This window comes from Nocardioides sp. URHA0020 (assembly GCF_000620705.1).
Classification (GTDB): domain Bacteria; phylum Actinomycetota; class Actinomycetes; order Propionibacteriales; family Nocardioidaceae; genus Nocardioides.
This window is the reverse complement of sequence record NZ_KK211170.1, coordinates 88,851-100,682: the sequence shown is the minus strand read 5'-3', so window position 1 is coordinate 100,682 and position 11,832 is coordinate 88,851. Positions and strand designations below refer to the sequence as shown.

Sequence of the window (11,832 nt, the reverse complement as noted above, 5' to 3'; positions counted from 1 at the left end):
GAACATGCCTACCAAACACGCCCTCGTCTCGACCCTCCTGCTCCCCCTGGCGCTCGGCGCGTCGCTGACCGCGACCGCCCCGTCGTACGCCGCACCCGCGACCTCGACGACACCGCTGCCGACCATCGCCGTCGGGCAGCGGCACTCGCTGCTGATCGCGGGGGACGGCCGCGTCTGGGGCGCCGGCACCGACGACTCCAAGCAGATCGGGTCGTGCGGCACCGTGGCGACCTTCTGCGAGCTGCCACCGCTTCCCGACGGGAGGCGCGCGATCGCCGTCGCCGTCAGCAAGCAGTCGTCGTACGCGCTCAGCTCCGGCGGCACCGTCTACGGCATGGGCCGCAACGACGAGGGCCAGCTGACCGGCCCCGACACGACCGTGGACCATTGGCGCAGGCTGGCCGGCCAGCCCTCGACCGTGACCTCGCTGTCGGCGGCCGGCAAGACCGTCGCCGTGACCGGCTCCGACGGGCGTGCGTACCTGACCGGCGCCAACTCGTGCAAGCTCACCGGAGGGGCGACGTCGTTCTCGACGCTCACGCCGATGGAGGTCTACACCGGCGCCGACATCGGTGCGCGCCGGGTCAGCGTGGGCTCCGGCGACTTCTGCGTCGTCGTCGGAGCGCACGGCAAGGCGTGGGCCGTCGGCGACAACTCCGCGGGCCAGACGACGGCCAACAACGGCAAGCTGGTCTGGCTCAACGCCCCGGCTGCGGGCGTGTCGGTCCGCGCCGCCGCCGTCGGTGACTCCTCCACGGCGGTGCTGGGCTCCGACGGCAACGTCTACTCGATCGGCGCCAACGCCAACTACCAGTTCGGCGACGGCACCAAGACCTCGGCGACCGAGGCGAAATGGGCCCAGATGGGCGGGATCAATGGTCGAGCCACGTCGGTCGCCGTCGGCGGCACGACCGTCGTCGTGGGGACGGCGGGCGGCACCGTGTACGGCGTGGGGTTCAACAGCAATGGCGCGCTCACCGGATCGACCTCCGAGGTCACCGCCCCCACCCTCCTGTCGGGTGCCACCGCGTTCGACCCCGTCGTCGAGGTGACGCTGAGCGAGGACGGCGACACCTCGTTCCTGCGCGACTCCACCGGTGTCGTCTCCGGCAGCGGGTACGGCGGCTACTGCCAGCTGGCCACCGACTGCACCACCCTGACCACGGTCACGATCGGCGACGGTCAGGTGATGGCGCCGTCCGCCGACCCGTCGGTGTCCGGTCCCGCCGCGGTCGGCGGCAAGCTGACGGCCCGGGTCGGCGCGTGGTCGATCGTCCCCGACGCGTACGACGTCCAGTGGCGCCGCAACGGCGTCGCCGTCCCCGGCGCATCCGGGCCGACGTACACGCCCACGAACAGCGACGCCGGTGCCAGCCTGTCCTCGCGCGTGTCGGGGGTCCGGCTCGGGTTCACCTCGAAGACGGCCCAGAGCGCCACCGTCAGGATCCCCGCCCGCAACACCGTGACACCGTCCTTCACCGGCAAGCTGACCCGCGGCAGCAGGCTGACCGCACGGAAGGGCACCTGGTACGCCACCGGCTACGCCTTCGCCTACCAGTGGCTGCGCAACGGCAAGGCGATCACCCACGCCACGAGGACGACCTACAAGGTCACCGCCAAGGACCACCGCGCCAAGCTCAGCCTCCGCGTCACCGCCACGAAGCCCGCCTTCAAGACCGTGACCGCGACCAGCAAGCCCAAGACCGCCAAGTAGCAGCCCGGCCGGTTCAGCCCTCGAAGCCCACCCAGCCACCCGGTGGTTGAGGTGCGAGGGCCGCCAGGCCCGAGCCTCGAAACCCCCCGGGACGTACGGCGTGCCCGGTGGTTGAGGTGCGAGGGCCCCCAGGCCCGAGCCTCGAAACCCCCGGAGCCCTCGTACGACGCCGGCGTCACGAGTCGGCACCGCACACCGGCTGCGGGGGTCTCGACGACGCTCAGGCGCCAGAGCGCCTTCCCTGCTCGACCACCGGGACGTACGGCGTGCCCGGTGGTTGAGGTGCGAGGGCCGCCAGGCCCAAGCCTTCGAAACCCCCGCAGCATCGGCACGGCGCCGATGCCGACGCTCCCCGCCACACCCTTCGCTGCGGGGGTCTCGACGACGCTCAGGCGCCAGAGCGCCTTCCCTGCTCGACCACCGGGACGTACGGCGTACCCGCTGGTTGAGGTGCGAGGGCCGCCAGAGCGCCTTCCCTGCTCGACCACCGGGACCTACGACGCCCCCGGGATCGCCTCGATCTCGGCCAGCCACGCCGTCGGGGCGGCGTCCGAGGGCATCCGCCAGTCACCCCTCGGCGACATGGTGCCACCGGGGCTGACCTTCGGCCCGTTGGGCAGCGCGGAGCGCTTGAACTGGCTGGCGAAGAACCGCTTGGTGAAGACGACGAGCCACTTCCGGATCTCCGCCAGGTCGTACGACGCGCGCCGGTCGTCCGGGAAGTTGGGCGGCCACTCCCCGACCGCGGCGTCGCGCCACGCGTGCCAGGCCAGGAACGCGATCCGGCTGGGCAGCGCTCCGAGGCTCAGCACGTGGAAGAGCGTGAAGTCCTGCAGTGAGTAGGGCCCGACCGTCGACTCGGTGGCCTGCGGGAGCTGGTCCTCGCGCGTCGGGATCAGCTCGGGGGTGATCTCCTGCTCGACGATCTCGAGCAGGAGGTCGTTGGTCTCGTCCTCGAACTGCCCGCTCCCGGCGACCCAGCGGATCAGGTGCTGGATCAGGGTCTTGGGGACGCCCGCGTTGACGTTGTAGTGCGACATCTGGTCGCCGACGCCGTACGTGCACCACCCCAGCGCCAGCTCCGAGAGGTCGCCGGTGCCCAGGACGATGCCGCCGCGGTGGTTGGCGAGCCGGAAGAGGTAGTCGGTGCGCAGCCCGGCCTGCACGTTCTCGAAGGTCACGTCGAAGACCTCGTGCCCGGAGGCGTACGGGTGGGCCAGGTCCGTGAGCATCTGGTCCGCCGCCGCGGTGATGTCGATCTCCTCGAAGTGGACGCCGAGCGACTTCGAGAGCCGGGTGGCGTACGACTTCGTGGTCTCGCCGGTCGCGAAGCCCGGCAGCGTGAACGCGTGGATGTCCTCGCGCGGGCGTCCGAGCCGGTCCATCGCCTTGGCCGCGACGATCAGGGCGTGGGTGGAGTCCAGGCCGCCGCTGACGCCGATCACGACCTTGGGCTGGCCGATGGCGTGCAGCCGCTGCTCGAGCCCCGAGACCTGGATGTTGTACGCCTCGTAGCAGTCGAGCGCGAGCCGGTCCGCGTCGTCGGGCACGAACGGGAAGCGGTCCACCTTGCGCAGCAGGCCGATGTCACCGGCGGGGGGACGCACCTCGAAGGCGACGGTGCGGAAGCCACGGACCCGCTCGTCGTGGGTGCGCCGGTTGTCGTCGAAGGTGCCCTGCCGCAGCCGGTCCTGCCGGAGGGCCTCGAGGTCGACGTCGACGACCGTGCGGCGTGCGCCGTCGGGGAACCGCTCGGACTCCCCCAGCAGCTGACCGCACTCGTAGACCATCGTCTGGCCGTCCCAGGACAGGTCGGTGGTCGACTCCCCCTGGCCGGCGGCCGCGAAGACGTACGCCGCGGAGCAGCGTGCGCTCGCGCTGCGCACCAGCAGCCGGCGATCCTCGGCCCGGGCGACGGTGATCGGGCTGCCGGACAGGTTCGCGAGCACGGTCGCCCCGGCCAGCGCGGCCTCGGCGCTCGGCGGGATCGGCACCCACATGTCCTCGCAGACCTCGACGTGCAGCCGGAGGCCCCGGACGTCGGCGGCCTCGAAGATCAGGTCGGGGCCGAACGGCACCTCGACCCCGCCCAGCCGGATGGTCGCGCCACGTCGGTCGTCGCCGGCGGCGAACCAGCGCCGCTCGTAGAACTCGCGGTAGTTCGGCAGGTAGGACTTCGGGGCCACGCCCAGGATCCGGCCGGCGTGCACGACGACCGCGCAGTTGAGCACCCGTGTGCCGTGCACCAGCGGCGCGCCCACGACGAGCACCGGCCGCAGGTCCGTCGTACCTGCGACGAGGTCGGCGATCGCAGTCTCCACGCCGTCGAGCAGGACGTCCTGGAGGAAGAGGTCGTCGATCGAGTAGCCGGTCAGCGACAGCTCCGGGAAGACGGCCACCGCCACGCCCTCGTCGTGGCAGGCCCGGGCCTGCTCGAGGATCGCGCGGGCGTTGGCGGCCGGGTCGGCGATCGCGACCGGGAACGTGCACGCGGCGACCCGGGCGAAGCCCTGGGCGTAGGCGGAGTAGAAGTCCACGGGCCGAGTCTAGGGCTGGGCCGCCGATGAGTTCTCGCGCCGACCGCGGTCGAAGGGGTATGCCCGAGATCAGCACCTGCCTGTGGTTCGACGACAACCTGATGGAGGCCGTGGAGTTCTACACCCTGGTCTTCCCCAACTCCGAGGTCCGCGGGGTCTCCCACTACGACGACGGCCGCGTGCTCGCCGCCGAGTGGACGCTCGACGGGCGGTCCTTCCGGGGCATCAACGGTGGACCGGTGCATGCCGGCTTCACCGAGACCGTCTCGCTGAGCGTCAGCTGCGCCGACCAGTCCGAGGTCGACTACTACTGGGACACGCTGGTCGCGGGCGGCCGCCCCGACAGCTGTGCGTGGCTCCGGGACAAGTTCGGGCTGTCCTGGCAGATCGTGCCGGTCCGGCTCTACGAGCTGCTCTCCGATCCGAGTACGGCGCGCGCACAGGCCGCGAGCGCGGCGATGATGGAGATGCAGAAGATCGTCGTCGCCGACCTCGAGGCGGCTGCTGACGCGGCCGGGTGACGATCGACACACGGTCGGTACGCCGCGTTCGGGGCTAGCCTGACGACGGTCCGTGGACTCCACCAGGGAGCTGCGAGATGACGTTGCTGGGAGACTGACATGAGCGAGGAGACCGCGCCGTACGGCACCGGTCCGGCGAGGCCCGAGGCCCCGCAGGCCAAGCGGATCCGCACCCACCACCTACGCGAGATGAAGCAGCGCGGGGAGAGGTTCGCGATGCTCACCGCCTACGAGCAGTACGCCGCGCAGACCTTCGACGAGGCCGGGATCGAGGTGCTGCTCGTCGGGGACAGCGCGTCCAACAACGTCTTCGCCAACGAGACCTCGCTGCCCGTCACCGTCGACGAGCTGATCCCGCTGGTCCGCGCGGTCACCCGCTCCGCGCATCGCGCGCTGGTGGTCGCCGACCTCCCCTTCGGCTCCTACCAGGCCTCGCCGGAGCAGGCCTACCTGACCGCCGTGCGGTTCATGAAGGAGGCCAACGCCCACGCCGTCAAGCTCGAGGGCGGCGCGGAGATGGCGCCCCAGGTGCGCAAGCTCACCGAGGGCGGTATCCCGGTGATGGCCCACATCGGCTTCACCCCGCAGTCCGAGCACAACCTCGGCGGCTACCGGGTCCAGGGCCGCGGTGACGCGGCCTCGCACGTGGTCGCCCAGGCGAAGGCGATGGAGGAGGCCGGTGCGTTCGCGGTGGTCATGGAGATGGTCCCGGGCGACGTCGCCGCCGAGGTGACCGCCGCCGTCGGCATCCCCACGATCGGCATCGGCGCCGGTGTCGGCTGCGACGGCCAGGTGCTGGTGTGGCAGGACGCCTTCGGCCTGCGCACCGGACGGATGGCCCGGTTCGTCAAGCAGTACGCCGACCTCCACGGCGTCCTGCTTCGGGCGGCCCAGGACTTCGCCGCCGACGTCAAGGGCGGCACCTTCCCCGCCGAGGAGCACACCTTCTGAGCCCAGCCGGCGACGTCGCCATGACATCTGTCATGGCGACGTCGTGATGGCTGTGTGAGGGCCGGGGGTCGCGCCGCCGCCAGGGTGGTGGCCATGACCTCCCCCACCACCCTCACCCGGGTCGCGGCCGTCCGCCTCGACGGCGTGACCAAGGACTTCGCCAACGGCAAGCAGACCGTGCACGCGGTGCGCGGGATCGACCTCGAGCTCCAGCAGGGCGAGATCGTCGCCTTCCTCGGGCCCAACGGGGCCGGCAAGACCACCACCATCGACATGATCCTCGGGCTCTCGCACCCGACGACGGGGACGGCACGGGTGCTCGGCCTCGAGCCGCGCCAGGCGATCGCGCGCGGTCTGGTCTCGGCGGTGATGCAGACCGGCGGGCTGCTCAAGGACCTCACGGTCCGCGAGACCGTGACCTACACCGCCAGCCTCTTCGCCGACACCCGTCCGGTGGCCGAGGTGCTCGAGGACGCCGGCATCACCGACATCGCCGACCGCAAGGTGCAGAAGTGCTCGGGCGGCGAGCAGCAGCGGCTCCGGTTCGCGATGGCGCTGCTCTCCGACCCCGCGCTGCTGCTGCTCGACGAGCCGACCACCGGCATGGACGTCGAGGGCCGGCGCGCCTTCTGGTCCGCGATCCGCCGCGACGCCGAGCAGGGCCGCACCGTCCTCTTCGCGACCCACTACCTCGAGGAGGCCGACCAGTACGCCGACCGGATCGTGCTGATCAGCCACGGGCGGATCGTCGCCGACGGCACCGGCTCCGAGATCAAGGCCCTGACGTCCGGGCGCACGATCCGGGCCACCCTCCCCGACGCCGACACGGACGCGATCGCCGCCCTCGACGGCGTCACCGGCGTCGAGGTCCGCGGCGACGCCCTGCTCGTGCACGCCAAGGACAGCGACACCGTCGCGCGCCACCTGCTCACCCGGACCGTCGCCCGCGACCTCGAGATCACCTCCCACGGTCTCGAGGACGCGTTCATCAGCCTGACTGGAGACCACCGATGACCGTCACCTCGATCGACCCGTCCGTCCGCAAGGTCCCGCCGTTCGGCGGCTTCAGCCTCACCGTGCTCGGCATCGAGATCCGTCGGATGCTGCGCAACCGCCGCACCGTCGTCTTCAGCCTGGTGCTGCCCGCCGCCCTCTTCTTCGTGATCACCGGCAGCGACGAGACCTGGGCCGAGCCCGTCGGGAGCGGCAACGAGGCGGCGTACATCCTGATCTCGATGGCGCTGTACGGCGCCGCGCTCACCGCCGCCGCCGGTGGCTCCATGGTCGCGCTCGAGCGTGCGCTCGGCTGGTCGCGCCAGCTGCGGCTGACCCCGCTCAACCCCGTCGCCTACATCCTCACCAAGGCGCTGGTCGCGCTCACGATGGGCGCCCTGGCGATCGCCGTGGTCAACGCGTGCGGCGTCGTGCAGGGCCGCGCGGAGATGCCGCTCGACGTCTGGGTCAGCGCCGCGCTCCTCACGCTCTTCTGCACCCTGACGTTCGCGGCGCTCGGCGTCTTCGTCGGCTACGTCGTCCCGGGCGAGAACGCGATGCAGATCCTCGGGCCGGGCCTCGCCCTGCTCTCCTTCCTCGGCGGCGTCTTCTGGCCGCTCACCGAGGGCAGCGCGCTGTGGCACGTCGCGACCTTCACCCCGATGTACGGCGTCGCCATGGTCGCCCGGGCACCGCTGACCCACGACCTGCCCTGGTACGCCGTCGTCAACGCGATCGCCTGGCTCGTGCTCTTCGTGGCCGGCGCCGCCTGGCGGATGAGCAAGGACACGGCTCGGGTGTGACTAGCCTGACCACCGTGAGCCAGGACGACCGCGACCCCCCGCCGATCCGGTCCCGGATCCGGATGGCGGCCGTCGCCCCGTTCTTCTCCGGCATCTGGCTCTTCTTCCTCCTCGAGCCGCTGGGCGAGGGCTGGCGCAACCGCGACGAGCTGAGCGGCGTCCTCGGCATGGTGACGACCGTCGCCTTCGCCGTCGTCTACATGTCGCTGTGGCTGCGGGCCCGCTCCGACCGCAGCCGCCTGGTCGCCCAGCCTCCCCGTCCGGTCGCGCTGCTGTACGTCGGCTCGCTCGTCGTGCTCGGGGCGCTGATGACCGTCTTCGTCGGGGGCCACGGGCTGGCCAGCACCCCGTACATCGGGGTCGCCTGCGTCATGGTCTTCCCGCTCGGGGTCGCGACGCTGTCGGTGCTCGCGCTGGTCGTCGTCGACGTCGCGCTCTTCTCCCTCCACGACTGGGGCAGTCCGGTCGGGCTCGTCTTCGGGGTGCTGGCGGCCTCCGTCGCCGTGATGGGCCTGCGGATGGTGATGTCGCGCAACATCGAGCTGCTCAGCGCCCAGCAGGAGAACGCCAGCCTCGCGGTCGAGAACGAGCGCACCCGCTTCGCCCGCGACCTCCACGACATCCTCGGCCACTCGCTGACCGTGATCACCGTCAAGGCCGAGCTCGCCCAACGGATGCTCGACGTCGACCCGGAGCGCACCCGCGCCGAGCTCGCCGACCTCGAACGGCTCAGTCGCGACGCGCTGGCCGACGTACGCCGTGCCGTCGAGGGCTACCGGGAGCTGACCCTGCCCGGTGAGCTCGCGCGGGCGCGCGGCGCGCTCGCCGCCGCCGAGATCGAGTCCCGGCTGCCCACGGCCGCCGACGAAGTCCCCACCGACCTGCGCGAGCTCTTCGCCTGGACCGTCCGCGAGGGCGTGACCAACGTGATCCGGCACTCCGGCGCCACGACGTGCGAGGTCCGGCTGACGCCGAGGAGCGCGGAGGTGCGCGACGACGGCGCCGGCTGCCCCGCCGCCGGCCTGTCCGGGTCCGGCCTGGCCGGCCTGCGCGAGCGCGCCGCCGCCTCCGGGGCGACCGTGGTGGTCCGTGACCTCTCCCCCGGCTACTCGCTCCAGGTGGTCCGGGCGTGAGCGGCCAGAGCATCCGGCTGCTGCTCGCCGACGACCAGGCACTGGTCCGGGGCGCACTCTCGGCGCTGCTCGGCCTCGAGCCCGACCTGGAGGTGGTGGCCGAGGTCGGCTCCGGTGACGCCGTGCTCCCCGCCGTGCTGGAGCACCGGCCCGACGTCGCGCTCCTCGACGTCGAGATGCCGGGGCTCGACGGCATCGCCGCCACGGCCGAGGTACGCCGGGCCGCGCCCGACACCCGGGTGCTGATCGTGACGACGTTCGGTCGTCCGGGCTACCTGCGGCGCGCCCTGCAGGCCGGGGCGTCGGGGTTCGTCGTCAAGGACACCCCGGCGGCGCAGCTCGCGGACGCCGTACGACGCGTGCACGCCGGCCTGCGGGTGGTGGATCCCGGGCTGGCGACCGACAGCCTCCTGGCCGGCGAGTCGCCGCTCACCTCCCGGGAGACCGAGGTGCTGCAGGCAGCGCGGGACGGGTCGGCGGTGGCCGGGATCGCGGCCAAGCTGTTCCTCTCCGAGGGCACCGTGCGCAACCACCTCTCGTCCGCGATCGGCAAGACCGGTGCCACCAACCGCGCCGAGGCGGTGCTCACCGCCGAGGGCAACGGCTGGTTGTGATCTGGAGGATCGTGACTACCGTGGTGGAGATGCGATCCCTTCTCGGAGTCTCGACCGCCATCGCCCTCACCGCCACCCTCCTGGCCGCGGCGCCCGCCCACGCGGAGCCCCGCGAGGCCCAGCGGGCGGCGTACCCCGCTCTCTCGGTGAAGCGGGTCGTCACCGGTCTCGACCATCCGTGGGACGTCGTGCGTCTCGGCAAGGGCCGACTGCTCTACACCCAGCGGGACCGGGCCACCCTCAACGTGTGGTCCCACGGCCACAAGCACCGCGTGCGGTTCCCGAGCGGCTCGGTGTGGGTGAGCGGGGAGACCGGGCTGCTGGGGCTCGAGGTCGACCCGAAGTTCTCGAAGAACCACCGCATCTACACCTGCCAGGGCGGCACCACCAACGGCAGGCACGACGTCCGCGTCATCGCCTGGCGGCTCAACCCGAGCGCGACCCGGGCCAAGCGGATCAAGCGCCTGGTGGGTGGCTTCCCCGCGTCGTCCGGGCGGCACGGCGGCTGCCGCCTGCTGATCGACCGGGCCGGCTCGCTGCTCGTCGGCACCGGCGACGCCGCGATCGGCACCAACCCCGAGAGCAAGCACTCCTTCGGCGGCAAGACCCTGCGGCTCAACCGGCTCACCGGTGCCCCGTGGCCGAGCAACCCCTTCATCCGGTCCGCCAACCGCACCGCCCGCTACGTGCACACCTACGGCCACCGCAACGTCCAAGGACTCAGCCAGCGCTCCGACGGCACGCTGTGGTCGATCGAGCAGGGCACCTACCGCGACGACGAGGTCAACCGGCTCGTCAACGGCGGCGACTACGGCTACAACCCCGTGCCCGGCTACAACGAGTCGGTGCCGATGACCGACCAGTCCCTGCCCGGCAAGCAGCGCAACGCCGCCTGGCGCTCCGGCGACCCGACCATCGCCACCTCGGGCGGCGCCTTCCTCTACGGCACGGGGCTGGGCGGCTACCAGGGCACGCTGGCGGTCGCTGCGCTCAAGGCCCAGCGGGTGCTCTTCCTGACGTTCTCCGCGTCGGGCCGGCTCCAGCGGGTGCGTGTGCCTGCCGTCCTGAAGCGGTACGGCCGGATCCGCACCGTCGTCGACGGTCCAGGAGCGACGTTCTACGTCACCACCGACAACGGCGACGGCAAGGACGCGATCCTGCGGGTGACGGCCCGCCGCTGAGCGCTAGGCCGACCAGTCCAGCCAGGCGCCACCGGCCGCGACCGCGGCGAACCACAGCACGACCGCGACGACCGCCACCCACGGCACCCGGCGCGGGTACGGCGTCCACCACGTGCACGCGACGGCGAAGAGCAGCAGCCACACCGCGAGCAGGAGGACGACCGCCCACCACGGCGCGACCAGCCCGCTCGCGGCGTACAGGAAGAACGCGCAGGCCATCCCGGCCATGCCGACGAAGGGCCAGGGAGACGCCTTGGTCTGCAGCGGCGCGGTCACTTCTCCCGGTCGTTCCACTTCGGGTCGTTGTCCCACTCGTCGTTGCGCCGGTCGGCCTTGGCCAGGGCGCCCTCGGCCTCCTCGCGGGTGCCGAACGGCCCGAGCCGGTCGATCGGCGGGCACATGTCCTCGCCCTGCTCGACGCTGTGGTGCTTGACGCAGAACCAGAAGTCGCTCATCTCGCGAACCTACCCCGCATCTAGAGTTCTCAGTCGTGACCGCCCCACCCGTCGCGCCCGCGACGATCTCGCCCCGCCGACCCGTGCCGACCTCGATCGCGCGGCCGGAGTACGTCGACCGCGACGCGCCCGCGCGCTTCACGGGCAGCGAGGTCAAGGACGCCGACACGATCGAGCGGATGCGCGCGGCCGGCCGGCTCGCGGCGCAGGCCCGCGACCTGGTCGGCAGCCACGTCGCGCCGGGGGTCACCACCGACGAGCTGGACCGGATCGGGCACGAGTTCCTCTGCGACCACGGCGCCTACCCCTCGACGCTGGGCTACCGCGGCTTCCCCAAGTCGCTGTGCTCCAGCGTCAACGAGGTGGTCTGCCACGGCATCCCCGACAGCCGTCCGGTTCTCGACGGCGACATCGTCAACATCGACATCACGGCGTACCTCGACGGCGTCCACGGCGACACCAACGCCACCTTCCTCGCGGGCGACGTCGACGAGGAGACCCGGCTGCTGGTCGAGCGGACCCGCGAGGCGCTCGAGCGCGGGATCAGGGCGGTCCGGCCGGGGCGGCGCATCAACGTCATCGGCCGGGTGATCGAGTCGTACGCCGCACGCTTCGGCTACGGCGTCGTCCGCGAGTTCACCGGCCACGGCATCGGTACGGCGTTCCACTCCGGCCTGGTGGTCCCCCACTACGACACCCTCGAGTACGACGACCTGATCGAGGTCGGGATGACCTTCACCATCGAGCCGATGCTCAACCTCGGCACGCACGAGTGGGAGATGTGGGACGACGGCTGGACCGTCGTCACGCGTGACCGCAGGCGCAGCGCGCAGTTCGAGCACACCCTCCTGGTGACCCCGACGGGTGCCGAGGTCCTGACCACGCCCTGATCACTTCTCGACGCAACGTTCCCGTAACAGCGCAGTGGGT

At 71.9% G+C, this 11,832-nt stretch carries 12 protein-coding genes; 9 read left to right on the top strand and 3 right to left on the bottom strand.

Annotation, left to right across the window (positions count from 1 at the left end; genetic code table 11):
* Positions 1-4: 4 nt before the first annotated feature.
* Positions 5-1,714: an RCC1 domain-containing protein gene (locus tag N542_RS0117880; RefSeq protein WP_028645100.1), complete on the top strand. Its 1,710-nt coding sequence runs from the start codon at positions 5-7 to the stop codon at positions 1,712-1,714.
* Positions 1,715-2,208: 494 nt separating this feature from the next.
* On the opposite strand, the gene N542_RS0117875 is transcribed toward N542_RS0117880, so the two are convergent.
* Positions 2,209-4,251, bottom strand: coding sequence for an NAD(+) synthase (locus N542_RS0117875; protein ID WP_028645099.1), 2,043 nt, complete (start codon positions 4,249-4,251; stop codon positions 2,209-2,211).
* Positions 4,252-4,310: 59 nt separating this feature from the next.
* On the opposite strand from N542_RS0117875, the gene N542_RS0117870 reads away from it, so the two are divergent.
* The 7 genes from N542_RS0117870 to N542_RS0117840 all read left to right on the top strand — a co-directional run bounded on the left by N542_RS0117870 (position 4,311) and on the right by N542_RS0117840 (position 10,447).
* Positions 4,311-4,772 (top strand): VOC family protein, encoded by a 462-nt coding sequence (locus N542_RS0117870; RefSeq protein ID WP_028645098.1) that lies wholly within the window; start codon positions 4,311-4,313, stop codon positions 4,770-4,772.
* A 99-nt stretch (positions 4,773-4,871) separates the two neighbouring features.
* Complete coding sequence (gene panB / locus N542_RS0117865) at positions 4,872-5,723, top strand: 3-methyl-2-oxobutanoate hydroxymethyltransferase (protein ID WP_028645097.1); 852 nt, start codon at positions 4,872-4,874, stop codon at positions 5,721-5,723.
* 93 nt (positions 5,724-5,816) lie between these two features.
* Positions 5,817-6,737, top strand: coding sequence for an ABC transporter ATP-binding protein (locus N542_RS0117860; protein WP_036508664.1), 921 nt, complete (start codon positions 5,817-5,819; stop codon positions 6,735-6,737).
* Positions 6,734-7,519, top strand: coding sequence for an ABC transporter permease (locus tag N542_RS0117855; RefSeq protein WP_028645095.1), 786 nt, complete (start codon positions 6,734-6,736; stop codon positions 7,517-7,519). Before N542_RS0117860 ends, N542_RS0117855 begins: the two co-directional genes overlap by 4 nt.
* Positions 7,520-7,533: 14 nt before the next feature.
* Positions 7,534-8,652, top strand: coding sequence for a sensor histidine kinase (locus N542_RS0117850; protein ID WP_197026019.1), 1,119 nt, complete (start codon positions 7,534-7,536; stop codon positions 8,650-8,652).
* Complete coding sequence (locus tag N542_RS0117845; protein WP_028645093.1) at positions 8,649-9,266, top strand: response regulator transcription factor; 618 nt, start codon at positions 8,649-8,651, stop codon at positions 9,264-9,266. The genes N542_RS0117850 and N542_RS0117845 overlap by 4 nt, the downstream gene beginning before the upstream one ends.
* Before the next feature lie 29 nt (positions 9,267-9,295).
* A complete protein-coding gene (locus tag N542_RS0117840; protein WP_028645092.1) occupies positions 9,296-10,447 on the top strand; it encodes a PQQ-dependent sugar dehydrogenase in 1,152 nt (383 codons plus the stop codon).
* A gap of 3 nt (positions 10,448-10,450) precedes the next feature.
* On the opposite strand, the gene N542_RS0117835 is transcribed toward N542_RS0117840, so the two are convergent.
* Together N542_RS0117835 and N542_RS0117830 are read right to left on the bottom strand one after the other, a co-directional pair.
* Entirely contained in the window at positions 10,451-10,723 is a 273-nt protein-coding gene (locus tag N542_RS0117835) for a hypothetical protein (protein ID WP_051552009.1), read from the bottom strand.
* On the bottom strand, positions 10,720-10,902 hold the full coding sequence (locus N542_RS0117830; RefSeq protein WP_028645090.1) for a hypothetical protein: 183 nt from the start codon (positions 10,900-10,902) through the stop codon (positions 10,720-10,722). The genes N542_RS0117835 and N542_RS0117830 overlap by 4 nt, the downstream gene beginning before the upstream one ends.
* Before the next feature lie 35 nt (positions 10,903-10,937).
* Here N542_RS0117830 and map point away from each other — a divergent pair, with 35 nt between their 5' ends.
* Positions 10,938-11,792 (top strand): type I methionyl aminopeptidase, encoded by an 855-nt coding sequence (gene map, locus N542_RS0117825; protein WP_081795304.1) that lies wholly within the window; start codon positions 10,938-10,940, stop codon positions 11,790-11,792.
* Positions 11,793-11,832: the final 40 nt, after the last annotated feature.

Bases quoted from the DNA above. Each gene is read 5' to 3' on its own strand.
- panB (WP_028645097.1), top strand. From the start codon at position 4,872: ATGAGCGAGGAGACCGCGCCGTACGGCACCGGTCCGGCGAGGCCCGAG.
- N542_RS0117860 (WP_036508664.1), top strand. From the start codon at position 5,817: ATGACCTCCCCCACCACCCTCACCCGGGTCGCGGCCGTCCGCCTCGAC.
- N542_RS0117870 (WP_028645098.1), top strand. From the start codon at position 4,311: ATGCCCGAGATCAGCACCTGCCTGTGGTTCGACGACAACCTGATGGAG.
- N542_RS0117840 (WP_028645092.1), top strand. From the start codon at position 9,296: ATGCGATCCCTTCTCGGAGTCTCGACCGCCATCGCCCTCACCGCCACC.
- N542_RS0117880 (WP_028645100.1), top strand. From the start codon at position 5: ATGCCTACCAAACACGCCCTCGTCTCGACCCTCCTGCTCCCCCTGGCG.
- N542_RS0117830 (WP_028645090.1), bottom strand. From the start codon at position 10,902: ATGAGCGACTTCTGGTTCTGCGTCAAGCACCACAGCGTCGAGCAGGGC.
- N542_RS0117855 (WP_028645095.1), top strand. From the start codon at position 6,734: ATGACCGTCACCTCGATCGACCCGTCCGTCCGCAAGGTCCCGCCGTTC.